The 26,743-nt window shown below is 63.7% G+C and carries 21 protein-coding genes, 1 tRNA gene and 1 riboswitch; of the genes, 11 read left to right on the top strand and 11 right to left on the bottom strand.

Annotated elements, in window-relative coordinates; all coding sequences use genetic code 11:
* Positions 1 to 12: 12 nt before the first annotated feature.
* Positions 13 to 1,050, bottom strand: a complete 1,038-nt coding sequence (locus tag AYX22_RS02690) for a universal stress protein (protein WP_207596012.1) — start codon at positions 1,048 to 1,050, stop codon at positions 13 to 15.
* A 415-nt stretch (positions 1,051 to 1,465) separates the two neighbouring features.
* Between AYX22_RS02690 and AYX22_RS02685 the strand changes: the two genes are divergently transcribed.
* Entirely contained in the window at positions 1,466 to 2,158 is a 693-nt protein-coding gene (locus AYX22_RS02685; protein ID WP_242703497.1) for an FAD-dependent monooxygenase, read from the top strand.
* Positions 2,159 to 2,267: 109 nt separating this feature from the next.
* On the opposite strand, the gene AYX22_RS02680 is transcribed toward AYX22_RS02685, so the two are convergent.
* Positions 2,268 to 3,056 carry an NlpC/P60 family protein gene (locus AYX22_RS02680; protein WP_207596010.1) on the bottom strand — a complete coding sequence of 263 codons (789 nt, stop codon included), beginning with the start codon at positions 3,054 to 3,056 and terminating at the stop codon, positions 2,268 to 2,270.
* A 3-nt stretch (positions 3,057 to 3,059) separates the two neighbouring features.
* Positions 3,060 to 3,252, bottom strand: a riboswitch (cyclic di-AMP (ydaO/yuaA leader).
* 150 nt (positions 3,253 to 3,402) lie between these two features.
* Positions 3,403 to 4,065 (bottom strand): copper resistance CopC family protein, encoded by a 663-nt coding sequence (locus AYX22_RS02675; protein WP_207596009.1) that lies wholly within the window; start codon positions 4,063 to 4,065, stop codon positions 3,403 to 3,405.
* A gap of 114 nt (positions 4,066 to 4,179) precedes the next feature.
* On the opposite strand from AYX22_RS02675, the gene AYX22_RS02670 reads away from it, so the two are divergent.
* From AYX22_RS02670 to AYX22_RS02645, 6 genes are all read left to right on the top strand, one after another.
* A complete protein-coding gene (locus AYX22_RS02670) occupies positions 4,180 to 5,622 on the top strand; it encodes an NCS2 family permease (protein ID WP_207596008.1) in 1,443 nt (480 codons plus the stop codon).
* A gap of 87 nt (positions 5,623 to 5,709) precedes the next feature.
* Positions 5,710 to 6,660 (top strand): formimidoylglutamase, encoded by a 951-nt coding sequence (hutG, locus tag AYX22_RS02665; protein WP_207596007.1) that lies wholly within the window; start codon positions 5,710 to 5,712, stop codon positions 6,658 to 6,660.
* A gap of 56 nt (positions 6,661 to 6,716) precedes the next feature.
* Positions 6,717 to 7,205, top strand: coding sequence for a hypothetical protein (locus AYX22_RS02660; protein ID WP_242703496.1), 489 nt, complete (start codon positions 6,717 to 6,719; stop codon positions 7,203 to 7,205).
* Between the two features lie 84 nt (positions 7,206 to 7,289).
* A tRNA-Cys gene (locus AYX22_RS02655) sits at positions 7,290 to 7,360 on the top strand.
* A gap of 165 nt (positions 7,361 to 7,525) precedes the next feature.
* Positions 7,526 to 12,463, top strand: coding sequence for an NAD-glutamate dehydrogenase (locus tag AYX22_RS02650; protein ID WP_207596006.1), 4,938 nt, complete (start codon positions 7,526 to 7,528; stop codon positions 12,461 to 12,463).
* A gap of 103 nt (positions 12,464 to 12,566) precedes the next feature.
* Positions 12,567 to 12,788: a hypothetical protein gene (locus AYX22_RS02645; protein ID WP_089593406.1), complete on the top strand. Its 222-nt coding sequence runs from the start codon at positions 12,567 to 12,569 to the stop codon at positions 12,786 to 12,788.
* A 98-nt stretch (positions 12,789 to 12,886) separates the two neighbouring features.
* On the opposite strand, the gene AYX22_RS02640 is transcribed toward AYX22_RS02645, so the two are convergent.
* The 3 genes from AYX22_RS02640 to AYX22_RS02630 form a co-directional block, all read right to left on the bottom strand.
* Complete coding sequence (locus AYX22_RS02640; protein ID WP_207596005.1) at positions 12,887 to 13,135, bottom strand: hypothetical protein; 249 nt, start codon at positions 13,133 to 13,135, stop codon at positions 12,887 to 12,889.
* Positions 13,136 to 13,334: 199 nt separating this feature from the next.
* The gene (hutH, locus tag AYX22_RS02635) at positions 13,335 to 14,927 is read right to left on the bottom strand and encodes a histidine ammonia-lyase (protein WP_207596004.1); all 1,593 of its coding nucleotides are present in this window, start codon (positions 14,925 to 14,927) and stop codon (positions 13,335 to 13,337) included.
* 9 nt (positions 14,928 to 14,936) lie between these two features.
* The gene (locus tag AYX22_RS02630; protein WP_207596003.1) at positions 14,937 to 16,664 is read right to left on the bottom strand and encodes a urocanate hydratase; all 1,728 of its coding nucleotides are present in this window, start codon (positions 16,662 to 16,664) and stop codon (positions 14,937 to 14,939) included.
* Positions 16,665 to 16,824: 160 nt separating this feature from the next.
* Here AYX22_RS02630 and AYX22_RS02625 point away from each other — a divergent pair, with 160 nt between their 5' ends.
* Positions 16,825 to 17,262, top strand: coding sequence for an SRPBCC domain-containing protein (locus AYX22_RS02625; protein ID WP_207596002.1), 438 nt, complete (start codon positions 16,825 to 16,827; stop codon positions 17,260 to 17,262).
* On the opposite strand, the gene AYX22_RS02620 is transcribed toward AYX22_RS02625, so the two are convergent.
* The gene (locus AYX22_RS02620; RefSeq protein WP_207596001.1) at positions 17,259 to 18,065 is read right to left on the bottom strand and encodes an IclR family transcriptional regulator; all 807 of its coding nucleotides are present in this window, start codon (positions 18,063 to 18,065) and stop codon (positions 17,259 to 17,261) included. The genes AYX22_RS02625 and AYX22_RS02620 overlap by 4 nt on opposite strands.
* Positions 18,066 to 18,241: 176 nt before the next feature.
* Complete coding sequence (locus AYX22_RS02615; RefSeq protein ID WP_207596000.1) at positions 18,242 to 20,362, bottom strand: ALF repeat-containing protein; 2,121 nt, start codon at positions 20,360 to 20,362, stop codon at positions 18,242 to 18,244.
* Between the two features lie 317 nt (positions 20,363 to 20,679).
* On the opposite strand from AYX22_RS02615, the gene AYX22_RS02610 reads away from it, so the two are divergent.
* A complete protein-coding gene (locus AYX22_RS02610) occupies positions 20,680 to 22,116 on the top strand; it encodes an amino acid permease (protein ID WP_207595999.1) in 1,437 nt (478 codons plus the stop codon).
* A gap of 81 nt (positions 22,117 to 22,197) precedes the next feature.
* On the opposite strand, the gene AYX22_RS02605 is transcribed toward AYX22_RS02610, so the two are convergent.
* Positions 22,198 to 23,061 carry an SDR family oxidoreductase gene (locus AYX22_RS02605; protein WP_207595998.1) on the bottom strand — a complete coding sequence of 288 codons (864 nt, stop codon included), beginning with the start codon at positions 23,059 to 23,061 and terminating at the stop codon, positions 22,198 to 22,200.
* Positions 23,062 to 23,167: 106 nt separating this feature from the next.
* On the opposite strand from AYX22_RS02605, the gene AYX22_RS02600 reads away from it, so the two are divergent.
* On the top strand, positions 23,168 to 23,545 hold the full coding sequence (locus AYX22_RS02600; protein ID WP_207595997.1) for a helix-turn-helix domain-containing protein: 378 nt from the start codon (positions 23,168 to 23,170) through the stop codon (positions 23,543 to 23,545).
* Positions 23,546 to 23,568: 23 nt separating this feature from the next.
* Here the strand turns inward: AYX22_RS02600 and AYX22_RS02595 are convergent, their stop codons facing one another.
* Both AYX22_RS02595 and AYX22_RS02590 read right to left on the bottom strand, forming a co-directional pair.
* Complete coding sequence (locus AYX22_RS02595; RefSeq protein ID WP_017200737.1) at positions 23,569 to 24,318, bottom strand: 3-hydroxybutyrate dehydrogenase; 750 nt, start codon at positions 24,316 to 24,318, stop codon at positions 23,569 to 23,571.
* A gap of 4 nt (positions 24,319 to 24,322) precedes the next feature.
* Positions 24,323 to 25,705 (bottom strand): MFS transporter, encoded by a 1,383-nt coding sequence (locus AYX22_RS02590; protein WP_207595996.1) that lies wholly within the window; start codon positions 25,703 to 25,705, stop codon positions 24,323 to 24,325.
* A 137-nt stretch (positions 25,706 to 25,842) separates the two neighbouring features.
* Here AYX22_RS02590 and AYX22_RS02585 point away from each other — a divergent pair, with 137 nt between their 5' ends.
* Positions 25,843 to 26,739 carry a LysR family transcriptional regulator gene (locus tag AYX22_RS02585; protein WP_207595995.1) on the top strand — a complete coding sequence of 299 codons (897 nt, stop codon included), beginning with the start codon at positions 25,843 to 25,845 and terminating at the stop codon, positions 26,737 to 26,739.
* Positions 26,740 to 26,743: the final 4 nt, after the last annotated feature.

The raw sequence follows: 26,743 nt of genomic DNA, 5'->3' as shown, positions 1-26,743 counted from the left end.
GGTTCCCGCGGCCTAAGCTGCGCCGAGCATTGGCCCAAACTTGTGACGGTCGGCCAGCCGGGGATCTTCACGATCCGGAACAACCAGCACAGGACCCTTGGCATGGTGGAGGACGCCGTCCGAGGTGGAACCGAGCAGCATGCCCGCGAAGCCGCCGCGGCCGCGTGTTCCCAGAACCACCAGTTCGACGCTGCGGCTGATTTCCACCAGCACGTCCACCGGTGAGCCGTCCCGGAGGTCCGTCTCAATGGGAAGCTGCGGGAAGTGGCTCCTGAGCCACGCAACACCGGCGTCAAGCTGCACCCTGATATCCGCAAAGAGGGCATCGCGGTCCAACGGAGCCGGCACCCAAGCCAGGGAACCGCTGTACTGCGGAACAGCGCAGATGACTCGGAGCTTGGCTCCCATGCGCTGCGCTTGCTCGGCCGCTTCGAGCACTGCCACCCGGGCTTGCTCGGAGCCGTCGACGCCCACTGCGACTACGTTTTCCACCGCGCGGGGGCCAGCTTTGGCGTGCTCGGCTTTGATGTGCTTGTCTTCCGTGTTTTCGCCGAGACGGTCGGCGCAGTACAGCGGGACCGTGACGGTGGGGCATTTGGCGTGGGCAGGCAATGCGCTGCTGACAGATCCCAAAAGGCGACCAACGAAGCCCCCGCGGCCCCGGCTGCCAAAAACGAGGAGTGCGGCATCTGCCGAGAGATCAAGGAGGACACCGGCAGCGTCGCCGTTCTCCACTGAAGCGTCAACCTCGATGGCGTACCCGGAGATCTTGTCCATAGCCTGTTTCACGATCGCGTCCGCGCCCTCGCGGATCACCGAATCATCCACAGTTGCATAACCGCCGTCCAGGCCTGATGCGGCAAAGATAGGTACGGAGTAGGCCGTCACGATGTGCAAGGGCAGCTGACGGCGTTCGGCTTCACGTGCCGCCCACACCAATGCACACTGCCCGTGCTCTGAACCGTCAACTCCAACGACAATGCCTCCTGGCGCCACTGCGTGGTCCTGGCCGTCCTGTGGCTCTTCATTGTGCCTGCTGTGCTGGTCCATGGGGCCCGCCTCTCCACCTGCTGCTTGATGTTCCGGCCATTCTGCCAGAGGTTCTCCGGCTCGGATTCCCTCCTGGCGTCAATGTCAATGGCCCGGGCAGAAGAAACCTGGAAATTCCTTCTCCCAATGCCAACTATTCTCGGTCGGCAACGCCGAATCAAGGTGACTTTGGGCTATGTGTATAACGGTCCGGGCTCGGTTCCAGGGTGCTCATTTTGCGCTGGGGATGAACAACGCGAACACGCGGACCCAGGAGGCTATCCATGGCAGAAAAAGTTCGGTAGTGTTCGAGTCACCGAATGGCCGGCAACCGTGTTCCACAGCACACTCCGGCCATTTATTGCGGCCGCTTGGGGAACTCGGACGCGACCCCATGCGATGCCTAATGGCACACACGTCAAGGAGGAACCAAGCAGTGTCACTCACGCCTGATTCCGCCACGGAACGCACCACCACCGTGGTCATCGGAGCCGGCTTGTCCGGCTTGGCAGTTGCCAGTGAGCTCAGCCGCTACGGCGTGGGCTCCATTGTGGTGGACGGGTTCGGCACGTTGTCCGCAACGGGTCCGTCAGTCCACACCGGAATGCTTCAACGCTGCGATGCAGCCGATCCCGCAGCCATGCAGGAGCGCAACGAGATCCTCCGCCACCTGCGGAACTACGCCGCAAGCCATCACCTGGATGTCCGCAGCACCACACGGGCTGTCCGCCTCGATTTCCTTGGCTCCGACCCTTCCCAACAGATCGGCTATGGACTGGCCGCCAGCATGACCACTGCCGGGCTCAGGACGGGGCTCCACGCCTCCGGCCCCCTCGAGTCCACCCGCCGCCAGTGGGCCGTCCACACTGCCAACGGTGTTCTTCTGGCCGACCATATTGTGGTCACGCGCTGCGCACAGAGCCAATTGCGCCGAATGCTGGCGGAACTCGGCATAGCGATCGGCCAAAACCTGGTGGCCGCAATGCGGGCCGTCGGGATGCACCTTGTAGGAGTCGGCGAGCTCATTACGCCCACACCGAAGGAAGTACTTCGGCAGGCAAAGGCTGTAGGCCAGGCGATATCGTCCAAGGTGGCCCTCCCTGCAGGGCCGGGCATCGCCACCGCTTAGCAGATCAAACCTGGCTGCGAACTATTCCGCACATAACTTAACGCCAAAGGCCGGTGCCCTCGAAGATGAACTCTTCGAAGACACCGGCCTTTGAACTGAAGCGTGAGGCTTATGCGCCAGCGCGTACGTAGGTCAGGGGACCCGTTGCGGTCAACCAGCTGATCGGGTGGATACCCGTCTGGTTGCCGTTGATGCCACCGCTGATGGCCTGGCCGTTGCCGATGTAGATGGCGACGTGGCCGGACTGGACGATCATGTCACCGGGCTGGGGTGAGCTGACAACCTTGCCGTAGTTCATGAACTGCATGGGACCGAGGTCGCCAACGGGGATGCCTGCGGAGCCGAGTGCGCGCTCCACCATGGCGGTGCAGTCCTGCATGATGCCGATCTGGGCGTAAGCCGAGGCAACCATGGCGGCATTGACGCCACCAACAGCCGGAGCAGCAGCAGCCGCAGGAGCGGGAGCAGCAGCGGCCGGAGCGGCTGCAGCAGCCTTGGCAACAGGAGCCTTGGCGGCGGCAGTGGTGACTGCTGCCTTCTTGGCGACAGGAGCCGGAGCAACCGGTGCAGGCTTTTCGATAACCGGAGCTGCAACGGAAGCAACAGCGGGGCGCTCGAAGTTGACCGTAGCCGTAGCCAGGGCGGTAACAACCTGGGTGGGAGCGTCGGCCGAAACGGTCTCAGCGACCGTGGCCGGGCTGGAATCCCGCTGAACCGGAGCTTCAGCAGCGTGAGCTGCAATGGAGCCGGTCAACACAAGGCCCGAGGCTGCTGCGATAACAGCTGCCTGGCGGCCAGCGCCGGAAGCGTTGCTGGCAACTGCCTTGGAGATGGAGATGAACGGATTAGGACGTACGCTGTCCGCCTTACGACGGCCGCGAAGAATGCGTGAAGACATGAAAGAGCCTCTCCCGATGCCTGCGAGGTTAGCTGTCGGATTCGGATGGGAGTCACCCGGCCACTATCTCCCGCTGTTCAGCGGAAGCATCGTGACTTCACCCCAAGGCACGCTCGAAAGCGGCCCAAAATGGGTTCCCCGTCTCTGCCGTAAGGTTTGTCTGCGAACGGATTCCGGACTGCGGCAGAGCTAGGCAATCAGACCGGAAGTGCCCGCTACGTGGAACAGGCACAGGTACCACCGTACGCGATGATCACGCGGAAGTCACATTTAAGTAACGAGAAGTACGCTTCTGGCGTGTCGCAGTCACCGTTTCGAGATCTTCGCAGCTACGTAGAAAACCCCGTTATTCCGCGGGAGAAGGGCCCTCAGGGTCGTTCGAAGCAGCCAGTTTCCTGCGGGCGGTAACAGCCAGAAAAATAACGAGACCAACAGCAACAACCGCCAGGCCCACGATGCTCCATGGGAAGGGCTGGGAGGCGTCGGCCGCGGGCTCGCTGTTGCCGGTTCCCGACGCCGCAGTGCCCGGGGCCGCGGTTCCCGCCGTCGGCACCGCCGCTGAAGGTGTCGAAGCGGACGGAGCCGATGCGGACGGAGAGGCTGCCGCCGGGCCGCTGGCCGTCGTCGTGCTTCCTGCGGTGGCCGTGAAGGTAAAGGTGCCCTCGATGGGGTGCGAATCGCTGCTGACGACGCGCCAAACCACCGTGTATTCGCCGGCCGGAGCGCCTTCGCGCAACTTCTGGACCGCCTGGTTGTCGATGATTTCCACCGGGCCGTCGGCCCAGTTTTCGCCGCCCGCAGTGACCGTGACGCCCGAACCGATGGCGAGCGGCCGGTTGTTGAACGTGATGGAAACCGACGCCGGGACGTCCGTGACGCTGGTGCCACTGGCCGGCGTCGTGGATTCAGCGACGTCGTGGGCAGACGCCGGCGCCGCAGTAAACAGCAGGGCGGACGCGAAGGCAAGAGCAGCGACGACGGCGGCCAGAAGCGGGCGGATGGTACGCATGGGGCGGTTTCTCCTAGTGTTGGCTTCCTTACAGACTAGGCGAATCGTCCGGAGCGCCCGCACCGGACCGCATAGGATTTGAGGGCACACTCCCCCCGATCCCCGGAGTCTTTCATGCTTAAGCAAGGTTCTGCAGTAGACCGCTACTTCAAAATTACTGAACGTGGATCCACGTACTCGCGGGAAATTCGTGGCGGCTTCGCAACGTTCTTCGCCATGAGCTACATCGTGGTGTTGAACCCGCTGATTCTGTCCGGGGCGGATTCCAGTGGGGCATCCCTCGGCTTCACAGCCGTCGCAGCCACGACGGCCTTCGTGGCGGGCATCCTGACCATCCTCATGGGCGCGTGGGCCAAGCACCCATTCGCCGTAGCAACCGGGCTGGGCGTCAACGCCTTCGTTGCCGTCACGGTCGCCTCGCACCCGGAACTCACCTGGCCGGACATGATGGGCCTCGTGGTCCTCTCCGGCATCACCATGCTCATCCTGGTGCTGACCGGTTTCCGTACTGCCGTGTTCAAAGCCGTGCCGGAAGCGCTGAAAACGGCGATCGTGGTGGGCATCGGCCTCTTCATTGCACTGATCGGCCTGGTCAACGCAGGCTTTGTGCGCCGGATTCCCGACGCCGCCGGCACCACGGTTCCCTTGGGCCTGGGCGTGGATGGCAAGCTCATGGGCTGGCCTACCTTGGTGTTCGCAGTGGGCCTCATCCTCACCATCGCCCTGGTGGTCCGCAAGGTCCGCGGCGCCATCCTCATCGGCATCGTGGTCTCCACGGCACTGGCAGCCATCCTCGAGTTCACCCTCCACATCGGCCCCAGCTTCGACGGCAAGAACGTCAACCCGCGCGGCTGGTCCCTCGTGGCTCCCACCCTCTCGGAGTGGGGCGCCCCGGACCTGTCCCTCATCGGCAAGGCCAACCCGTTCGGCGCGTTCCAGCACCTCGGTTTCATCGCTGCAGCACTGTTGGCGTTTGTGATCCTCCTCAGCATCTTCTTCGACGCCATGGGCACCATGGTGGGACTGGCCAACGAGGCCGGAACCGTGGACAAAGACGGCAACATCCCCAACGTCGACCGTGTCCTGCAGGTGGACGCCCTCGGCGCGATCGTGGGTGGTGGCGCGTCCGTTTCGTCCAACCAGATCTTTGTTGAGTCCGGCGCCGGCATCGGCGAAGGTGCCCGCACCGGCCTCGCCTCGATCGTCACGGGCGTGCTGTTCCTGGTGGCGATGTTCTTCACGCCCCTCATCAACCTTGTACCCTTCGAAGCCGTGGCCCCGGCACTGGTGGTTGTGGGCTTCATGATGGTCTCCCAGGTGGGCAAGATCGATTGGCAGGACTGGGGTGTCGGCATCCCTGCGTTCCTGACCATCTCCCTCATGCCGTTCACGTACTCGATCGCCAACGGCCTCGGTGCCGGCTTCATCTCCTACGTCCTGATCCGCACCTTCCAGGGCCGCGCCCGCGAAGTCCACCCGCTCATGTGGGCCGTGGCCGCTGCGTTCCTGCTGTTCTTCGGCATTGGAACCGTGGAGGAGCTGCTGGGCGTCAAGTAGGTCTCCTGCGGACCTAAGTCCGGAGTTTCAGACACCCGCCTGCTGGGACAGCTGGTTTTCGTGTGCCCGTTCGGGTGTGCTTGAAGCATGGAAACCAGCATCACCCTCGCCGTAGACGTCAACCCTGGGCCGTGGAAGGGCCGCTTTGACGGAGACGGCACTGAACACCGCCGCTGGTGGCAGGCAGTAGCACCCCTGACGTCGCCCGCACCCGCAACTGCCTCGCGTCCCGCCGTCGTGCTTGGTTTTTGCAGCGATGCCGGAGTGCGCCGCAACCAGGGCCGGGTCGGTGCTGCTGCGGCTCCCGCTGCCATCCGCACGGCGCTGGGTCCGCTGGCGTTCCATCTTGACCGGGACGTGTTCGACGCCGGTGACGTGGTGGTGGAGGAGGACTCACTGGAAGCCGGCCAAGAGCGCGCCGGACGCGCCATTACGGAACTGCTCGACGCCGGAAACCTCACCGTGGTGCTGGGCGGCGGCCACGAAACCGCGTTCGCCAGTTATCTTGGCGTGGCCGGTTCGGACACGGTCCGCGGCAAACGGCTTGGTGTCCTGAACCTGGATGCCCATTTTGACCTTCGCGACGAACCCACACCGAGCTCGGGTACGCCGTTCCTGCAGATGGCCCACGCAGAAGCCGCCGCCGGCCGCGAACTGCAGTACGCCGTCGTCGGAATTTCGGAGCCGAACAACACGCGCACCCTCTTCGACACCGCCGATCGCCTGGGAGTGAAGTACCTGCTCGATGAGCTGTGCACGCCGGAGGCAGTAGAGATTTTTGTTGCCGATTTCCTGGCCGGCGTGGACGTGCTGTACCTGACCATTGACCTGGACGTGATGCCTGCATCCGTGGCGCCCGGGGTCAGCGCACCCGCAGCCTATGGCGTGCCTTTGCCAGTGATCAACGCGGTCTGCCGGCAGGTTGCTGCGAGCGGGAAGCTCCTGCACCTGGACATAGCGGAGCTGAACCCGGAGTTTGATATCGATCACCGCACCGCGAAAGTGGCCGCGCGACTGGTGAACGCCCTGCTCGCCTAGCGTTCCCTTTTCCAGCCGCCTTCCTCCGCCTACTCTGTGGGGAGGGAAGGATGGCGATGCGCGGAACTCCTGTGCAGGACAAGTGGGCTTGGGTGGCAGGGCCGATAGCTGTGGCTCTGGGACTCGCAGCGCACATGGTGGCGGGCGGCAGCGCTCCTGCCCTACCCGTCCTCCTGGCATTCGCCGCGTTGTGTGCGCTCGCCGCCCAACTTATTTCCCGTTGGGTGCACGGACCGCTGCTGCTGCTCCTCCTTTCCGGCTTGGCACAGCAGCTGCTGCACTTCGGTTTCGAGGCTTTCGGAGGGTACTTTCCCGGCAGCGGATTACTGGACCACTTGCACGGCGGCCCGGTCTTGGGGGATGTGCCAACCGGGGATGTGCCAACCGGGGCCGCGTCCGGTGGCGGCGACAGACACCTCCTCCTCTACACCCACATGGCAGCTGCGATCCTCACGCTGCTGGTGGCTGCGGGAGTGTCGTTCGCAGTGAGTCGCGCCAAGGCGTCCACAGCTCAACGGGCAGCAACCTTGCGCAACGTTGAGTAGCCCGGCGACTACCTGCGTAGCGCTGCGAAAGCCTGCGACATGAACTTTGATCCGGCCGCCGCCAGGCGCCTAGTGTCGTTGGCACGTGGTGTACCCGAGAGGCCAGGGAGCTGCCTGCAAAGCAGCGCACGCGGGTTCGAATCCCGCCACCACGTCTGAGTGGCCCCGAGACCGGAGCCCCTCCCGGCGTCGCATTTGAGGGCAATGTTCGCTCCAACATTGCCATCAAATGCCACCTCGCGGGAGCATGAGGTGAGGCGCAGGGACTTTGCCGACCGCAACAACACGGCCGCTCCTTTGCGCAGCGGAGGCGCAGCACCATGTCACCCAGCACTGAGCCGGCGGACGGATTCCTGACCGACTACTACCAGCACGTGGCAGAGGACGATGTCCGCAGCTACACCCCTGAAACGTTGCTGGAACGGGCCCGCTACCATCGGTCTTTGGCTGAGCGGCGTGAGCCCGGGCAGGCCGTGATCGGGGTCCTGCATGAGCCCGACGCCAGCGTGGTCTCGATAGTCAGCGATGACATGCCCTATCTGCTCCCATCAGTCACCGCCGAAATCGCCAGGGACACCGCAGCCATCCGGCTCCTCGTCCACCCAACCTTCACCGTCACCCGGGACCCAGCCACCCACCGCCTGACCACCATCCACAGCGCGCCGCAACGTATCGGGCTGCCCACCGGCGTCGAAAATTCAGCTGCCGTCATCAGTCCGCAGCTGGCCACCCCACATGATGGGCACGACGGCGGACCGCTCGCCGAAGCGTGGATGGCAATCGAAATCCCCCGGCTCCCGGACGATGCGACTGCCGACCGCTTGGTGGGCCGGCTTCGGAGGGTCCTGCTCGACGTGCGGGCGGCCGCCGAGGACCATGCTGCAATCCATGAGGAACTGGCCCGCGAGGTGGAGGCCTTGGATGAGGTGGGAGGCCCGGGTGCTGAAGCCCGGGAGGCCATGGAGGCCCGTGAGCTGCTGCAATGGCTGGGTGAAGGGAACTTCGTGTTCCTCGGATATCGCGGGCGCCGGGGGCTGGGCGTGCTGCGGGATCGGGCGGACCACATGGACCAGGTGGACTATATGGACCGGGAAGAGTCACCCGGAGGTTTTCCCTCCGGGAAACCCCGGCTGCTCACCCTCACCAAGTCCACCCAACGCTCCACGGTCCTGCGCCGCGCCTACCTGGATGAAATTACCGTGCAAACAGCCGGGACAACCGAACTGGGTACTGGCGGGCAAAACACCGCCATGCACAGCTTTGTGGGGCTCTTCTCCCCCAGTTCCACGTCACATTCAGCCCTGCATATTCCCGTCATCCGTGACACGGTAAAGGAAGTGATCCGGGCGTTCGGCTATCCGCCCGGCTCGCATCACGGCAAGGAACTTCTGGCTGTGATCGAGGGGTATCCCCGTGATGAGCTGTTCCACATCGACTCCGGGCAACTGGCCGACCATGCCCGCGAGATCCTGCGCCTCCAGGAACGTCACAGCACCAGGCTTTTCCTCCGGCCGGACTCCTATGGGCGGTTCATGACAGCGCTCGTGTTCCTGCCGCGCCACCGGTACAGCACGGCCGTGCGGCTCAGCATTGAACGTGAACTTCGGGAAGCCTTCGGTTCGGACGCCATCGAATTTGAGCTTCGTTTGGGCGAGTCCGCCATGGCCCGGGTGTTCTTCCGGGTGCTGTTGCCGCAGGCGGCTTCGACTCTCGGCGGGACGCCCGGCGTCGTGGATGCCGCAATCCTGGAGCCTCGGATCATCGCCGCTACCAGGACCTGGGCACAGGGCCTGGCTGAGGCGCTGCAGGCGCGCTATCCCTCGGAAGAGGCGGCGCGGCTCTCCCGTGAGTGGGCCGCCGCGTTCCCGGCAAGTTACAAGGCCGACTTTGAGGTGGAGGACGCTGTTGAGGACATCTCGGCGTTCGAGAGCTTCCCGGCCGGCGACGACGTGGAGCCCGATCCCCTGCTTACCGTTTATACACGGCCCGGCACCGCCGTGCTGACCGAGGACGCCCGGATCCGGCTGTATCTGACCCGCCCCAGGAGCCTCACCCAGATCCTCCCGTTCTTCCACAATCTCGGCTTGAAAGTCCTGGACCAGAGGCCTTTCGACATGCAGCGTGGAGACGGCAGGCAGTTCTTCCTGTACGACCTCGGGCTCAAGTACCCGCGTGGCGTGGATCCCCTGGCGACGGGCGGATTGCTGGCGGGCGCGTTCTGCGCCGCCATGCGGGGCGACGCGGAGTCCGACGCCTTCGATGCATTGGTCATCCAAGAGGGCATCGGCTGGCGGAAAGTATCCATTTTGCGCGCTTACGCCAAGTACTTACGGCAGTTGGGAAGCACCAACTCGTACGGCTTCATTACAGACACGCTCTGGTCCAACCCCCGGGCAACACATGCGCTGCTGGAACTCTTCGAAGCGAAGTTCAACCCGGACCGTTACGCACCGGACCTGTTTGATCCTGAGCTCAACAACCGTTCCGGTGTCACGTCCCACGGCGACGTTTTCGAGGAGGGCACCAGCGGGCTAAGTCACCGGACGCAGGCAATCCATACCGCCAGGGCTGCCCTGACCGAAGCCATCGACGCCATCCCGGTCCTTGACGCCGACCGTCTCCTCCGGACGCTCGCCAGCTTGGTGGAAGCGACCTTGCGCACCAACTTCTACCAGGACAAGCCGTACATCAGCATCAAACTCGATCCCTCCGGCCTCCGGGTGGCCCCACCGCCGCGGCCACAGTTCGAGATTTGGGTTTACTCACCACGGGTTGAAGGGGTCCATTTGCGTTTCGGTCCGATCGCCCGCGGTGGCCTCCGATGGTCGGACAGGCGCGAAGATTTCCGAACCGAAATCCTGGGGTTGGTAAAGGCGCAAACGGTCAAGAATGCCGTGATTGTTCCTACCGGGGCCAAAGGTGGCTTCTTTCCCAAGCGACTCCCCGACCCGGCGGAGGACCGCGCTGCCTGGCTCACGGAGGGCCAGGAAAACTACCGGACGTTCATCCGCGGGCTGCTGGACGTCACGGACAATCTGGTACCGGATCCCGACGGCGGCAGCAACGGTCGCGTCGTCACGCCACCGCGGGTGGTGCGGCACGACGGCGACGACTACTACCTGGTGGTCGCGGCAGACAAGGGGACGGCTGCCTTCTCTGACATCGCCAATGCCGCTGCGGCGGAGTACGGTTTCTGGCTCGGGGACGCTTTCGCATCGGGCGGTTCGGTGGGCTACGACCACAAGCAGATGGGCATCACCGCCCGGGGTGCATGGGTGTCCGTCCGGCACCACTTCAGTGAGCTCATGATCGATTCCAGGGCCCAAGACTTCACTGTGGTGGGCATCGGCGACATGAGCGGTGACGTTTTCGGCAACGGCATGCTCCTGTCCAACCACATCAAATTGGTCGCCGCCTTCGACCATCGGCACATCTTCCTGGATCCCACGCCGGACCCTGCTGAGTCCTACGCGGAGCGGGAGCGGCTCTTCAGGCTCCCCCGATCCAGCTGGGCCGACTACGATCCCGCCAAGCTGAGCCCGGGAGGCGGTGTTTTCGCGCGGACGGACAAATCCATCATGATCACCGAGGAGGTCAGGCTCGCGCTCGGTCTGGCTGAAGGTGCAGAGGCTACGGGTCAGCTGGCAATGAGCCCGCCCGAACTTCTCAGGGCGATCCTCATGGCGCCGGTGGACCTTGTGTACAACGGCGGCATTGGCACCTACGTCAAGGCGTCCACGGAGTCCCACGCCGACGTCGGGGATAAAGCAAACGACGCCATCCGCGTCGATGCCAACCGGCTCCGCACCCACATCATCGCTGAAGGCGGCAACCTGGGTGTCACGCAACGCGGCAGGATCGAGGCTGCGCTGGCGGGCATCCTGGTGAACACCGATGCGATCGACAATTCGGCGGGCGTGGATTGCTCGGACCACGAGGTGAACATCAAGATCTTCCTGGACCGCATGATTTCGGCAGGCAGGATGACCGCATCGGAACGGACAGCGTTCCTGCAGTCATTGCAGGCGGAAGTAGGCCGGCTGGTGCTCAAAACCAACGATGACCAGAACGTCCTGCTCCTCAATGACAAGCAACTGGCCGTGGAATGGAGCCCCAGCTTCGAAAGGACCATGGACTGGTTGGAATCCGTAACGGATCTGGACAGGGAACTGGAGTCCCTCCCCAGTAACGGTGAACTGCAGGCGCGGGTCCTCACGGGCAAGGGCCTGACCACTCCCGAGCTCGCGGTGCTGGCCGCTTATGCCAAGATCGAGCTCGCCCGGGAGCTCACGGAAGGCGGACTCGCTGATGATCCGTGGTTCTCGCAAACACTGCGCGAGTACTTCCCCAGGCAGGTCGCGGAGCGGTTCGGCGAACATCTATCAACGCATCCGCTCCGCCGGCACATCGTTGCCACCGTGGTAGCCAACGACATGATCAACATGGGCGGAATCGCGTTCGCTTTCAGGGCCATGGAAGAAACCACGGTGTCAGCAGCCGCCGTGGCACGCGGGTTCGTGGTGATGCGTAAGGTCTGGGATCTGGACTCCGTGACCCAGGCAATCGCCCAACTGCCGGCAACTACGCCCAGCGAGCACGGTGCCGCAGTGGCTTTGGACATGCGACGCCTGCTGGACCGGTCGGTGCGCTGGTACGTTACCCATGACTTCCGCGATAAGCCCCTGTCCGATGCTTTGGCCCGGCTGGAGCAACCGATGTCCCTCATGCGGGCCAACTTCACTGGTTTCCTGCACGGCATCAATTTGGCACACTCCCAGAAGCGGCTCGCCCATACCGATGCCGTCGGCCTGCCCCACAGTTTGGGAATCCGCGCATCTGAGCTGCTGGTCAGTTACGGGCTGCTGGACATCTCGGCCATCGCAGAGGAACTCCAGGAGCCGGCAGACGCCGTGGCGGAGGTCTACTTCGCCGTCTTCGAACGGATTTCCGCCATCCCGCTGCTGGAACACATCACCATGCTTCCGCGGGACACCCATTGGGAGTCCCTGGCCCGGGCTGCGCTCAGGGATGACATGTACCTGGTCCTCGCCGACATGACCAAAGCGGTGGTCCGGCATACTCCGCGGTCCAGGGTGGCGGCCGATCCTGTGGAACGGATCGTGGATTGGGAGCACGGAAACATCGAGCAACTGGTGCGGGTCCAAGAGACCATCCGGGAGGCCATCAAGCCAGGTCCGGTGGATATCGCTGCTCTTTCAGTAGCTGTCAAACTCCTCCGCGCCATGGTTCGGACATGAGACCCACGTCACCTGACTGCCAGTCATCTTACATATCTTGGAGCTCACCGCCTATGATTGATGGGTCGCCCTCGCATGCGGCACGTAATAGGAGGCCCCCCCAATGACCCCTGCAATGACTGCAGAACGCGAAATTCGCCTGTCCTTTTCGAAGGCAGACGAGATCCACGACGGACTCGACCGCGCCGTGGATGCCTTGATCGAAAACGCAGCAGCAGACGCTGCCTGCGGAATTCTGGTGACGCGCCACGAGCCCGGCACCTACACCGTGGCTCTGGACGAATCCGTTCCCTTCGGCCAGACCCGCGAAGTACTCGCTGCCTGATACCCCAACGCATTCCCGGCAGCGACGCAAAAACCGGGGCCCGTTCCTTTCCGCATCTACTACCCGCGGAAGGGAACGAGCCCCGGTTTCTGTTTAAGCTATGCCCGTCGGAGAGTCACGCCGTCGGATTTCATGAACAGTTCCTTGCCCTCTTCGGTAACGCCCGGGCCCGAATGCTCAAGCCACACCACGTTTCCGCTGCTGGAAATTTCCTCGATCAGACCGGCGGCGATCACGTGGGCGTACTTGACCACTTCCACCCTCTCGCCAACCTTCAGCGTCTTCCAATCGGAAACCGTAGCCGAGTGAGCGTTTCGCCTGGACAGGACTGCTCCGCGTGCCTTCATTGAACTTCTACCCCTTTGTGGATGTTCTCTGTTGTGTATTGAGTTGTGTGAACGGTTGACCGTCAAGCCCACAACACCGTTGTTGTGGACGTGACGTACACCATAAGTTCTACTACATTTGCCACGCCCCGGCGCTTGCGTTGCGAACAAAGACCGGGGCGTGACAAAGATGCCCATCAGATGAGCGTTTTATTCGACGTCAGGCCAAAATCCCGACGGCGGATTCGGCGGCCGCACGGACCGCCCCGGAACCAACCAAACGGTCAGCCGCTTCCAGTTCCGGCGACAGGAACCGGTCTGTGCCCGGCCCCTGGACTACTTCGCGAAGCACCTCAAGCACTGCCGTGCCGGCAGGACCCGGGGTGAGTTCGCCGTCGGACATTTGCGTCCGCATGTCAATGGCGCGGGCGCTGGTGACAAGCTCGACGGCGAGCACGCGCCGAAGGTTCTCCACGGCCTTGCGCAGCTTCCGGGCAGCGTGCCAGCCCATGGACACGTGGTCTTCCTGCATGGCCGAACTCGGGATGGAGTCCACCGATGCGGGCACGGCCAGGCGCTTGTTGTCCGAGACCAGGCCAGCCTGCGTGTACTGGGCGATCATCAGGCCGGAGTCAACGCCGGGATCTCCAGCGAGGAAGGCCGGCAGTCCGTGCGAGCGGGCAGGGTCCAGCATGCGGTCCGTGCGTCGCTCGGCGATGGAGCTGAGGTCCGCCACTGCAATGGCCAGGAAGTCCAGGACATAGGCCACGGGAGCGCCATGGAAGTTTCCATTGGACGTAACGCGGCCGTCCGGGAGGACCACCGGGTTGTCGATCGCAGCGGCGAGTTCGCGGGAAGCCACAAGTGCGGCGTGGTCCACGGTGTCGCGCACTGCGCCCGCAACCTGAGGGGCACATCGCAGTGAGTAAGCATCCTGCACCTTGGTGTCGTTGATCCGGTGCGAAGCAACGATTGGCGAGTTGGACAGCACCCGGAGCATGTTGTCGGCGCTGGCTGCCTGGCCGGGGTGCGGCCTCAGTGCGGCGTGGAGCTCCGGCAGGAACACCTGGTCGGTGCCCAGCAGCGCCTCGACGCTCAGCGCCGCGGTGACGTCCGCCGTCGCGAGCAACAAGCGGATGTCGGCGATGGCCATCAGGAGCATGCCGAGCATGCCTTCGGTGCCGTTGACGAGGGCCAGGCCCTCCTTCTCAGCGAGGGTGACCGGCTCGATGCCGTGCTGTGCGAGCAGCTCAGCAACAGGCGGCTTGCCAGCGGTTCCGTAGAGTTCGCCGTCGGGGCCCGTTGCTTCGCCTTCGCCCATGAGGACCAGCGCGCAGTGGGACAGCGGTGCGAGGTCGCCGGAGCAGCCCAGCGAACCGAACTCGCGGACAAGCGGGGTGATGCCGGCGTTGAGGACGTCCACCATGGTCTGGAGAACCACAGGGCGGACGCCTGTGCGGCCGGAAGCGAGGGTCTTGGCGCGGAGGAACATAATGCCACGGACCACTTCGCGTTCCACGGCCGGACCCATTCCGGCGGCGTGGCTGCGGATGAGTGACTTCTGCAGCTGGGTGCGGAGGTCGTTGGGGATGTGGCGGTTGGCAAGGGCACCAAAGCCCGTCGAAATCCCGTACGCCGGGACATCGCTGGTAGCGAGATCGTCAATGTGCGCACGGACCTTGGCGACGTTGTCCAGGGCATCCTGGGAAATGGTCACCTTGGCGTCGTGGCGTGCGACGGCGACCACGTCTTCGGGCGTGACGCCGCTGGAGCCGAGGGTGACGGTCAATGGTTCGTGGGTCGTAATAGTCACTGTTGCTGCCTACTTCTCGTTCATGGGGATGCGGACGCCGCGTTCGTTGGCGACGTCGATGGCGCGGTCGTAGCCGGCGTCGACGTGGCGGATGACGCCCATACCGGGATCGTTGGTCAGGAGCCGTTCCAGTTTCTGGGCTGCCAGTTCCGTGCCGTCAGCGACGGAAACCTGGCCAGTGTGGATGGACCGGCCAATACCAACACCACCACCGTGGTGGATGGACACCCACGTAGCGCCCGAGGATGCAGCAGTCAGCGCGTTCAGCAACGGCCAGTCAGCAACCGCGTCCGAGCCATCCTTCATCGACTCGGTCTCCCGGTAAGGGGACGCCACGGAACCCGAATCCAGGTGGTCACGGCCGATCACGATCGGAGCCTTGACCTTGCCCTCGGCGACGAGCCGGTTGAACAGCAGACCAGCCTTATGGCGTTCGCCGTACCCAAGCCAGCAAATACGGGCCGGCAGGCCTTCGAATTCAACCCGTTCGGCCGCAGCGTCAATCCACTTGTGGAGGTGCTTGTTCTCCGGGAACAACTCCTTGATGGCCTTGTCCGTCACCGCAATGTCTTCCGGATCGCCCGAGAGCGCGACCCAGCGGAACGGGCCCAGACCCTCGCAGAACAACGGACGAATGTACGCCGGGACGAAGCCAGGGAATTCAAACGCACGGTCATACCCACCCTTGCGGGCCTCGTCACGGATCGAGTTGCCGTAATCAAAGACCTCAGCTCCGGCGTCCTGGAACTCCACCATCGCCTGCACCTGGCGGGCCATTGACGCCTGGGCCTTCTTGGTGAACCCTTCCGGATCAGCTTCGGCTTCGGTGTGCCACTCGGCCACCGTGATGCCCTCCGGCAGGTAGGACAACGGGTCATGAGCGGAGGTCTGGTCCGTGACCACGTCAAACGTGACTTCGCCGGCCTTGTGGCGGCGCAGCAATTCGGGGAAGACCTCAGCGGCGTTGCCCACATAACCGACGGACCAGCCGCGGCGCTCGTCCTTCGCGGCCTGGACTTTGGCGATCGCAGCATCCAAATCGGTTTCGACCTCGTCCAGGTACCGCTTACCCACACGCCGACGCAGCCGGGACTCGTCCACATCAACAATCAAGCACGCACCATCATTGAGCGTCACCGCCAACGGCTGCGCCCCGCCCATGCCACCACAACCACCAGTCAACGTCAGGGTCCCTGCCAGCGGCCCCTCCGTGGAACCTTCCGCCGCCGGCGCCGGGTGGCGGCCCTCCGCGGCGAGCTTATTTCCGACAGCAGCGAACGTTTCATAGGTGCCCTGCAGGATGCCCTGGGTGCCGATGTAAATCCATGACCCAGCAGTCATCTGGCCATACATCATCAAACCCTCAGCCTCGAGCCGGCGGAACTCAGGCCACGTCGCCCAATCCCCCACCAGGTTCGAGTTCGCCAGCAGCACCCGCGGCGCCCACTCATTCGTGCGGAAAACACCCACCGGCTTCCCCGACTGCACCAGCAGCGTCTCGTCCTTCTCCATGGTCTCCAGCGTCCGGGTAATCGCATCAAACGCAGCCCAGGAACGCGCCGCACGGCCCGTGCCACCGTAAACCACCAAATCATCAGGACGCTCAGCGACCTCAGGATCCAGATTATTCATCAACATGCGCAGCGGCGCTTCCGTCTGCCAGGACTTGGCAGTCAGCTCCGTACCCCGGGCAGCCTTGACCGGGCGGGCTCCTGTAGTGAAATCGGCGGGTGCCATGGTGGCTCCTTCGTCTTGGAAAGTGTGTGCTGGAAAGATCTTCTGCTTCTACTAAAGCCCCTTTATCAAGCGGCGGGAACGGCTTTTGAAGGGGTGCTGTCCGGGATTACAGACCGTTAACCCCCTCGCATTCCGGCGGCAATGAGCGCATGCTGGACCCATGGCAACGTTCCGCGTTTCGACCCTTGTCGCAGCACCACCCGAACGCGTTTTCGCGACGTGGACGGATCTTGACCGGTACCCTGAGTGGATTGGCGGAGTCACCCGGGCGGGCGATCTGGTTGGTTCGATCGATGTGCCCGGCAGCCGCTACACCCTGTGGTTCGGGCGGATGGCCAGCCCCACCGAAATCCTTGAGGTTGAGCGGCCTTGGCACATCCGCACCCGCTTCGGCAATGCCATCCTGAAGGGCGAGTCAGATGTAACGTTCACTGCCGAGGGCCACGGTACGCGCATCAACCAGGTGTTCGTCACCCGGGGATTTATCGCCGGAATCTTCGGGCGGCTGTTCGCTTTGGGCTCCTACCGCGGCAGCTTCCAGGGTGAACTGGATACTTTCCGAAAACTCGTCGAGCGCGATGCCATGGGGCCGGGCTAGCCCGCAGGGCGGCCGTGGATCCGGACCGACAGTTCGTCTGCCGCCTTCCGGATACGTGAAGCCAACACCGGCCATTGCTCAGCCGGCACTTTGTCCTCCAAGAAGGTAACGGCGACTGCCGCCGTCGGCCAGCCCACGTGGTCCGTCACTGCGGCGGCGATGGAGCCGAATCCCGGCGTAATTTCGCCGTTTTCCGTGGCGTAGCCACGCTGCCGCACTTGATCGAGGTGAGACGACAACGCGGAGTATTTCATGATGGGGAACTCCACCTCGTGCCGCGAAGTGAAGGCGGCGGCGTTTGGATACAGCGCGCGGACCTGCGACTTTGGCAGTGCGGCCAGGATGGCGCGGCCTGACGCAGTGAGGTGGCTGGGCAGGCGGACCCCGACGTCGGTCACCAGGCTGGGGCGGTTCTTGGCGCGTTCCTCCACGATGTAGAGGACGTCGCGGCCATGAAGCACCGCGAGGTGCGCGCTTTCGCCGATCACATCAACCAGTGACGCGAGCATGGGCCGGCCAAGCCGGGACAAAGGCTCCTGGCGTGAGTATGCCGAGCTGAGTTCGAAGGCGCTGATGCCGAGCCCGTATCGCTGCTCTTCGTGGAGGTGCAGGACGAAGCCGTTGGCCTCCATCACACCCAACAGGTGGTAGACGCTGGATCGTGGCAAGCCCAGTGCCGTGGCGATGTTTGACGCCGCCATTGGGCCTCGTCGCGAGGCCAGCAGCTTCAGGATCCGCAGGGTATTCTCGGCGGCAGGGACTTTGGAAGTGGCCTTGCCTGGTGCCACTGGCGACGTTGTCATGGTTCCTCACTGCTCAGGGTTCGGGACCAGCGGAACATGCGACTGTCCGGTATCCCGTACTCAAGCGTGCACCCTGGGGGGCTCCGCAGCCAACCCGTCAGGCTTGCCCGGTGTCTGGAGTACCAGACAGTTCCTGCTAGCCCCAGCCATTGGCCGGGGCTGGGGCAGGACCCGGGCTACGGCTTCGGGGCCGGGGCAGTTGCCGTCGCCGGCACTGGACCTTTCCTGCGGAGCAGGAAGGTGATGGCACCGGCAGCAGCGAGGACCAGCGCCGCAATCAGGCCGATCGTCCAACCGCCCAGCCCGGCAGATGAAGCTGCCAAGGGAGCCGCCGCCTCTTGCGACAACGACTCCTCCGACGCCGACTCGCTGGGCCACGTCGCAGCCGGCGGAACATCGACATCTGTGATGTCCGGACGTTCAGCATCAACAGGCTCGCCGTCCGGCGCCTCGCCTGTGACGGGAAGCGCGACGGCGGGAACTGGCGCCTGCGGCCATGGCACCACGGTGGGAGCTGCTCCGAACAGTTCGGAAGAATCAGCCCTTGGTACGTTCAACGGAAGCTTCCCGCGCGCCTGCTCTGCCGCCGCAGCGGTCCTTGCTGCCTCAGCGGCCCTGGCTGCCTCTGCCGCACGGGCTGATTCGGCGGCTTTCGCTGCCTCTGCTTGGCGAGCCGCTTCGGCGGCCTTCTCAGCGGCGGCCGCTGTACCGGCGTCGAGCGCTGCCCTATCCGCCAACCCGGCGAGTTCGGCAATCATGGCGTCGATCGAGGCAACGTGGGCGGCGGTGGCTTCGTCGCGCTTGGCAGCAGCAAACTGCCCGGCGGCGGCGAACGCCCGAAGGTCAGCCCGGCTGCCCTCCAGCGCCACAGTGGCAGCCGCCCGCCGTTCCGCACCCTTGTCCAGGGTGGCGTAGGCAAGGATGCGGTTGTCCAGGTCTTGCGCAGCAACGAAACCATACTCAAGGAAATAGCGGACATCTGCGTGGTTGGCAGAGCCCAAGGCAATATCCGCGGCTTTGTTGACGTGACTGCCGCCCTGGGCCAGTAGTTGATAGACCCGCTGACGGTCCGCGCCGAACGCAGACACACCGCTTGAGTCCAACCTGACAGCCTCACCGTAGCCCGTGGTGACGAAGTCCTTGATGGCCGAATCCCCGCCCAACAAGGCAGTCGCGGCGGACTTCTTCACTTCAGGCGTGCCGACCAGTGCGAGATTCAGGGTGACCTGCCGGGCCTCATTGATCAGTGCGTCGAGGTTGGCACCGGGAGCGGTGAGGGTCACCAGAAGTCCGGGCAATTCCTTGGCGGCTTTTGCAAAGGCTTCCTTGAACGGCTTCTCGGAAGCCAGGCTTGCGCTGTCCAGGACATTTCGCGGAACAGCCTGGGCACTGAGGAGATCACGATCAACACTCTGACGTGTCGCGTCTGCTTTCCGTGCAGCCGCAGCGGCGCTCCTGGCCTGTTCGACGGCGGTCTTCGCTCGGTCAGCTACTGCTGCGGCCCCGACGGGGTTGGCCTTGATGTCGTCCTTGACCTGCTGGAGCAGCGCAGTCACGGCGGCCGCCTCAGCGTGATGGTCGCCTGCAACGAACTGCCCATAGCGCAGGAAATCAGCCACGATCTCAGAGTCGTCGGTTTCCAGCGCTGCCTTGGCAGCAACAGAAACGGCAGGATTCCCGGAAGCAATGAGGCCATATGCCGATTGGCGGTCTGCCATCTTTGCCTTGTCCCTCCACCCGGTCAGGACGAACTGCTCCACGGCTTTTTCGCCTTCGTCGAGGCTTTTGGACGCCTCCCGTTGAACGTGGACGTTGCCGTAGTGAAGGAAGTAGGTGGCCACGGTCCGGAGTTCACCCCGCCATGTTCCGGCCCAGCCTTCTGCGAGGAAGGCATCGATCTTGCCCGGATCACCGGTAGCAAGGATCTTCTGAGCGACGGAGCGAACATGCCCGCTCCCCCGCTCCGTCAGCTCGGTGACCAACTGCTTGCGGTCCGCTGCCAGCGGGGCGTCCTGTCCGCCGTCGACGAATGCCTGGACCGCACCTGCGCCGCCCACCAGGGCCGACGCCGCTGCTGCCCGGGCGGCCGGGCCACCCGTCCTCCACAACTCAAGGACGCCCGCCGTGTCAGTGGCCCGCTGGACATACGGCAAAGGAGCCTGCGATGCGCTGGGAACCTCAAAATCGGGATTGTCGTACGCCTGCGCTGGGGATGCAAAGAGCAAAGACGCGCCAGTCACAGCGGCAACAACGGCAGCGGCCCAACGGCGTCGAGTGTGACGAAGTACAGAAATCAAAAGTCCCCCATAAGGATGCGGTGGCAGCGCTGAATTCAAGGGGGCGAGGCTGAAAACGAGGGATGCCTGACCGTATTGATGAGCTGTCCGCGGTCATCATATCCGAACGGAGACTATGACTTTGACCACCCTCCCAAAACCGCCCCGTCAGTTAAAACCGCCCCGTCAGTTAAAGCAGCCCCGTCCGTTACAGCGGCCCTGTCCGCCAAAGCAGTGTCTGCGATCAAAGACACCAAACCCCCGTGAGTCCGATCACAAGAGGCCCAAAAGTGATCTGCTGGATAGCGATCCCCTCCCAAAGACGAGAAGGTTTTACTATGCAACAAACCAAGCTGGCCGCGGAGAACTCTGTCCTCCAGGCCGCGGGTACGGCGCTCAGCCGAGGCCTGAACGTCCGCCATATCCGCTTCATGGCCCTCGGATCCGCAATCGGCACGGGCCTCTTCTACGGCTCTGCTTCTGCGATTCAGAAAGCCGGTCCGGCCGTCCTGCTGGCCTACATCATTGGCGGCGCGGCCGTGTTCATGGTGATGCGCGCCCTCGGCGAAATGGCCGTCCGACACCCCGTGTCCGGGTCCTTCGGCCAGTACGCGTCGAAGTATCTGGGACCGTTCGCGGGATTCGTGACCGGGTGGACGTACGTGTTCGAGATGGCCATTGTGGCCATCGCCGACGTCACTGCCTTCAGCATCTATATGGGGTTCTGGTTCCCCCAGGTGGACAGATGGATCTGGGTGCTCGCGATCATTCTGTTCCTTGGCGCCATGAACCTGCTCAGCGTGAAGGTGTTCGGCGAACTTGAGTTCTGGTTCTCGCTCATCAAGGTGGTGGCGATCATCGCCATGATCGCCGGCGGTGCAGCGATTGTGGTGTTCGGCTTCCAAACGGGCGACGGCGGCGGCGTGGCACCGGGACTGGGGAACCTTGTGAACCACGGTGGTTTCTTCCCAAACGGCTTCGAGGGGCTCCTGGCCGCGTTCGCCGTGGTGATGTTTGCCTTTGGCGGGATCGAAACCATCGGCATTACCGCGGGCGAAGCCACCAACCCCAAGAAAGTCATCCCGCAGGCCGTTAATACCGTGCCGGTCCGCGTGCTGCTCTTCTACGTGCTGACGTTGGGTGTGCTGATGAGCATCTTCCCGTGGAACGAGATCGGCAGCAGCGGCAGCCCGTTCGTGCAGATCTTCGACGGCCTGGGCATCCCGGCCGCACCGCACATCCTCAACGCCGTAGTCATTACCGCCGCGCTCTCCGCTATCAACAGCGACATCTTCGGAGCCGGCCGCATCCTGTTCGGCCTCGCTCAACAGGGTCACGCACCGAAGAGCTTCAGCAAGATCTCGCGGCACGGCGTTCCGTGGATGACAGTGGTGATGATGGGCTGCATCCTGCTGGTTGGCGTCGTGCTGAACGCTGTGATTCCCGAGGACGTCTTTGTGCTCATCGCATCGATCGCCACCTTTGCCACTGTGTGGGTCTGGGTGATGATCCTGGCGTCGCACGTGGCCATGAAGCGGGAAATCAAGCGCAAGGGGCTGCCGGCGTCGGAATTCGGTTCTCCGCTGTGGCCTGCTGCGTCCATCCTGACCATGGCCTTCATGGCGATGGTCATCATCATCCTCGGCGTTTTCGAGGACACCCGGGTAGCCCTGTATGTCGGCGGTACCTGGTTGGTCCTGCTGTTCGTGGCCTACAAACTCTGGGTCCGCGGTGGCGGCCTGCGCCGGGCAGAACTGGTGGACGAAACCGCCTGATTTACTGCGCCGAAACGACAGTTAATGCCAATGTTCACGCTGAACATTGGCATTAACTGTCGCCCCGCGAGGGGGTCAAGCTCAGATGGCAGCAGCTGCGGAGCGCACGGCCTCGGACAAGGCAGTTGCCGGGCGCCCGATCAGTTTCCGGAGATCACCGGTGGTCACCAAAAGATCGCCACGGCCAATGCCCAGATCGGTATCCGCCAGGATCTGCGCGAAGCCTTCGGGTACCCCTGCGCCCGTCAGGAGATCGGCGTACTGATCTGCCGGGAGGTCCCGGTATTCGATTGATTTGCCTGATGCAGCGCTGATTTCGGCGGCCAACTCGTCCAAGGTAAAGGCCTCGTCCCCGCCCAATTCGTAGATCTTCCCGCCTTGGTGCTCCGCGACCAGGACCGCGGCTGCGGCCTGCGCATAGTCTGCGCGGGAAGCACCGCTGACCTTGCCGTTTCCGGCGCTGCCGGCAAGCGCTCCCTGGGCAAGCGTTCCCGGCAACTGGTCGGTGTAGTTCTCGATGTACCAGCTGTTGCGAAGGAGGGCGAAGGGGACGCCTGATTCCTTCAGGATGGATTCCGTGGCCTGGTGCTCTGCGGCCAGCTTCATGCGGGTGGTGTCTGCGTTGGCAATGCTGGTGTAGGCCAGAAGTTCCACGCCCTCGGCCTTTGCTGCCTCGATGACCGTGCGGTGCTGCTCTACCCGCTGACCGACGGCGCTTCCCGAAATAAGAAGGACCTTGGTGGCTCCCTTAAGCGCTTGGGCCACCGAAGCGGGGTCGTCGTAGTCCATTGCAGCCGCGCGAACGCCGCGGGCAACAAAGCCGGACAGCTTTTCGATGGAGCGCCCTGTGGCAACAATGCTGTCAGCGGGGACATTGCGCTCAAGGAGGGCCTCTATGACGTGGCGGCCCAGCTGGCCTGTTGCTCCGGTAATGACGATGCTCATGACTGGTTCCTTTCAAGGAAGTTAATGGGTCGGTCATCGATCACAACCACCCCTCCCGCAGGTAACTTCCCGAAAGAGAGTACGCACTTTAAGGTAAGGTACTGACATGAAAGTAAGTACCCTCTTGACTCCCCTCCCGGCCGGCGTCGCGGACGGTGTCTTCCCTGCCGGCTGCCCCAGCCGAACGGTGCTGGACCACATCACCAGCAAATGGGGAGTGCTGGTCCTGCTTTCGCTGTCCGAGGGAGATCAGCGATGGAGCGAACTGCGCCGACGCGCTGAAGGCATCAGCGAAAAAATGCTGGCCCAAACCCTGAAAACGCTCGAACGGGACGGACTTGTACGCCGCGATGCACAACCCGTCATCCCGCCGCGCGTGGATTACAGCCTGACTGAACGCGGCCGCGAGCTCACGGCACTGCTTATCCCCCTGGTGACCTGGGCATACGACAATGCCGAGGAAATCATCGGCGGCCAAAGTTAACCCGGCTGACCAGCGGACGCGGCCTACCGGGCCGACCAGCCGCCGTCCATGGTGTAGCTCGCCCCGGTGACCATGCCGGCGTCGTCGGAGGCCATCCACGCGGCCAGCGACGCAACTTCTTCCACCTCCACCAGGCGCTTCACCGCGGACTCCGTCAGCATCACCTTTGCCAGGACTTCGGCCTCGGGGATGCCGTGGAGACGGGCCTGATCGGCGATCTGTTTCTCCACCAGCGGCGTTCGGACGTACCCGGGGTTGATGCAGTTGGACGTGACACCGCGCTCGCCACCCTCCAAAGCCGTGACCTTGCTGAGTCCCTCCAGACCGTGCTTGGCGGAGACGTACGCACTCTTGTAGGCCGAGGCCCGGAGCCCATGGACCGACGAAATGTTGATGATCCGTCCGAACCCGTTGGCGTACATGTGCGGGAGTGCGGCCCTGATGAGGAGGAACGGAGCCTCCAGCATCAGGGCCAGGATCCGCCGGAATTCCGCGGGTTCGAACTCCTCGATCGGCGCAACTTTCTGGATTCCGGCGTTGTTGACCAGGATGTCGCAGTCCAGGCTCAAAGCGGCCAGCGCGTCGACGTCCAAGAGATCCACAGTCCAGGCTGTGCCGCCCAGCTCGTCGGCGAGCGCCGCAGCTCCGGAGGCATCGACGTCGGCCACTACTACTTTCGCACCGCGGGCGGCGAGCGCCCGGGCGCAGGCTGCCCCGATTCCGCTCGCGCCACCGGTCACCAGGGCTTTGCGTCCGTTCAAGGAGTTGTCCATCGAGTCAGCCTTTCGAGGCGGTAGTGAGTCCGTGGCGGATGGCGTCGGCCTCGTCCACTTCCTGGAGCGCGATGCCCTTGGTCTCCTTCAGTGAAACAACGGCGACGACCGTTACGGCGCAGGCGACCACCAGGTAGATGGCTGTGGGAACCCAGGATCCGGTGTCCTTGAGCCACTGGGTTGCCAGCAGCGGCGCGAGTGAGCCGGCAAAAATCGAGGTGACCTGCGAGCCCAGGGATACACCCGAGTAGCGCATGCGGGTGGGGAAAAGCTCGGACATGATGGCAGGCTGCCCCGCGTACATGAAGGCGTGCAGGCAAAGGCCGATGGTCACGGCGAGGACAATGATCACGGCGTTTTTGGTATCGAACATGGGGAAGGCGAAGAACGGCCAGGTCGCGCCGGCGATCGCGCCCACCAGATACACGGGCTTGCGCCCCCACGAGTCCACCAGGCGTCCCACCTGCGGGATGACCAGGAAGTGGATGACGTGGGCGATCAGGAGTGCCAGCAGGAGCGAGGAAGTGTCGTACTTGTGGACGCTCTTGAGGTAGACGATCGCGAAGCTCACCACCAGGTAGTACATGATGTTCTCTGCGAAGCGGAGGCCCATGGCCTGAAGGATGCCCTTGGGGTACTTGCGGATGACTTCGCCAACACCGTAGCTGATGGCCTTGGACTCCTCCACCTGCGCCTTGGCTTCGAGGAAAATGGGGGCTTCGGTGACGTGGGTGCGGATGTAGTAGCCAACGAACACGATCACGGCGGAGAGCCAGAACGCTACGCGCCAGCCCCAGCCGAGGAAGGCTTCGCTGCTGAGGACCGTGGACATGGTGAACAGGACGGCCGTAGCCAGGAGGTTACCTACCGGGACTGCCGCCTGTGGCCACGATGACCAGAAACCACGCGACTTGTTGGGGCTGTGCTCAGCCACCAGGAGAACAGCACCGCCCCATTCGCCGCCGAGCGCGAAGCCCTGGATGAAGCGGAGTGCCACCAGCATGGCCGGTGCCCAGTAGCCGATTTCCATGAAGCCCGGGAGGCAGCCCATCAGGAACGTGGAGACGCCCACGATCACGATGGTCAACTGCAGCGTGGGCTTGCGGCCGAGCTTGTCGCCGATCTGGCCGAACACGATGCCACCGAGAGGGCGGGCAACGAATCCGACGGCGTAGGTGATGAACGCCTGGATGATGCCGTCCAGTTCATTGCCGGTGCTCGGGAAGAAGTACTTGCCGAAGACCAGCGTGGCGGCCGTGGCGTACAGGAAAAACTCGTACCACTCCACCACCGTGCCCACCATTGAGGCCGCGACGATCTTCTTGAGTCCGGAGCCTTCGCCGGCGCCCTTCCCTGCTTTTGATGCGGAGCGCTGCTCTACGCTCATATCCATCTCCTCAGTGTCCTCTTTGACCCTTTTGAACGTGATGTGATCCACAACACGAAATGCTCCACTGAGTATTGCCGCAGATTTGTTGTGTCTCAATGACCAAAGCAGCACCCTGTGTGTGCAAAATTGCAGATATGAAGCCGAACCCGGATGACCTCCTCATTTTCCTGACCGTCTCACGTTCAGGAAAATTTACGACGGCGGCCCAAGCCTTGGGGCTCAACCACACCACCGTTTCGCGCAGGATAGCGGCGTTGGAGAAAGCGCTGGGAGGCAGGATCCTGGCGCGTGCCGCGGGCGGTTGGGAAGTAACGGAGCTGGGCGCGGAAGCCGTGCTGGTCGCAGAACGGATTGAAGCTGCGGTGGGCGCGCTGGGACCCAGCGACCACGCACCCGACCCCATTACCGGCGTCGTACGCATGACCGCGACCGATGGCTTCAGCGCCTATATCGCAGCCCCTGCGGTCTCGCGCTTGCGGCGGGAGCACCCTGGGCTGAGCGTGGAGATCGTGACGGTGACGCGAAGGGCGTTGCAGCAGCGCTCCGGCCTGGATATCGAAGTGGTGGTGGGGACGCCGCAAGTGCACCGGGCCGAAGCCATCAGGCTGGGCGAATACCGGCTGGGGATGTACGCGTCGCGCGCCTACTTGGAGGACAACGGCACCCCTTCAAGTATTGAGGAGCTCACGCAGCACCAACTGGTCTACTTTGTGGATTCCATGCTCCAAGTCGATGATCTGGATGCTCCGCGCAGGTTGGTTCCGACCATGCGGGACGGCCTCAGTTCCACCAACGTGTTCGTCCATGTGGAGGCCACCCGGGCCGGAGCAGGCGTTGGTTTCCTGCCGTGTTTCATGGCCGACCGGCACACGGATTTGGTGCGTCTCCTGCCGGCGGACTTCGCCGAGCTGCTCCCCTACTGGATGGTCCTCCGCCCGGACTCCATGCGACGCCCCGCCGTAGCCGCCGTCGTGCAGGCTTTGCGCGAGGAGACTGAACGGCGGCGGGAAGAGTTGCTGGGGGCTGAATAGCCCG

This window comes from Arthrobacter sp. D5-1, from assembly GCF_017357425.1.
Taxonomy (GTDB): Bacteria; Actinomycetota; Actinomycetes; order Actinomycetales; family Micrococcaceae; genus Arthrobacter.
The sequence above is the reverse complement of the archived record's forward strand: the minus strand, read 5'-3'. Positions and strand labels throughout refer to the sequence as shown.

Bases quoted from the DNA above. Each gene is read 5' to 3' on its own strand.
- AYX22_RS02690 (WP_207596012.1), bottom strand. From the start codon at position 1,050: ATGGACCAGCACAGCAGGCACAATGAAGAGCCACAGGACGGCCAGGAC.
- AYX22_RS02680 (WP_207596010.1), bottom strand. From the start codon at position 3,056: ATGTCTTCACGCATTCTTCGCGGCCGTCGTAAGGCGGACAGCGTACGT.
- AYX22_RS02675 (WP_207596009.1), bottom strand. From the start codon at position 4,065: ATGCGTACCATCCGCCCGCTTCTGGCCGCCGTCGTCGCTGCTCTTGCC.
- AYX22_RS02670 (WP_207596008.1), top strand. From the start codon at position 4,180: ATGCTTAAGCAAGGTTCTGCAGTAGACCGCTACTTCAAAATTACTGAA.
- hutG (WP_207596007.1), top strand. From the start codon at position 5,710: ATGGAAACCAGCATCACCCTCGCCGTAGACGTCAACCCTGGGCCGTGG.
- AYX22_RS02660 (WP_242703496.1), top strand. From the start codon at position 6,717: ATGCGCGGAACTCCTGTGCAGGACAAGTGGGCTTGGGTGGCAGGGCCG.
- AYX22_RS02650 (WP_207596006.1), top strand. From the start codon at position 7,526: ATGTCACCCAGCACTGAGCCGGCGGACGGATTCCTGACCGACTACTAC.
- AYX22_RS02645 (WP_089593406.1), top strand. From the start codon at position 12,567: ATGACCCCTGCAATGACTGCAGAACGCGAAATTCGCCTGTCCTTTTCG.
- AYX22_RS02640 (WP_207596005.1), bottom strand. From the start codon at position 13,135: ATGAAGGCACGCGGAGCAGTCCTGTCCAGGCGAAACGCTCACTCGGCT.
- AYX22_RS02630 (WP_207596003.1), bottom strand. From the start codon at position 16,664: ATGGCACCCGCCGATTTCACTACAGGAGCCCGCCCGGTCAAGGCTGCC.
- AYX22_RS02625 (WP_207596002.1), top strand. From the start codon at position 16,825: ATGGCAACGTTCCGCGTTTCGACCCTTGTCGCAGCACCACCCGAACGC.
- AYX22_RS02620 (WP_207596001.1), bottom strand. From the start codon at position 18,065: ATGACAACGTCGCCAGTGGCACCAGGCAAGGCCACTTCCAAAGTCCCT.
- AYX22_RS02610 (WP_207595999.1), top strand. From the start codon at position 20,680: ATGCAACAAACCAAGCTGGCCGCGGAGAACTCTGTCCTCCAGGCCGCG.
- AYX22_RS02605 (WP_207595998.1), bottom strand. From the start codon at position 23,061: ATGAGCATCGTCATTACCGGAGCAACAGGCCAGCTGGGCCGCCACGTC.
- AYX22_RS02600 (WP_207595997.1), top strand. From the start codon at position 23,168: ATGAAAGTAAGTACCCTCTTGACTCCCCTCCCGGCCGGCGTCGCGGAC.
- AYX22_RS02595 (WP_017200737.1), bottom strand. From the start codon at position 24,318: ATGGACAACTCCTTGAACGGACGCAAAGCCCTGGTGACCGGTGGCGCG.
- AYX22_RS02590 (WP_207595996.1), bottom strand. From the start codon at position 25,705: ATGAGCGTAGAGCAGCGCTCCGCATCAAAAGCAGGGAAGGGCGCCGGC.
- AYX22_RS02585 (WP_207595995.1), top strand. From the start codon at position 25,843: ATGAAGCCGAACCCGGATGACCTCCTCATTTTCCTGACCGTCTCACGT.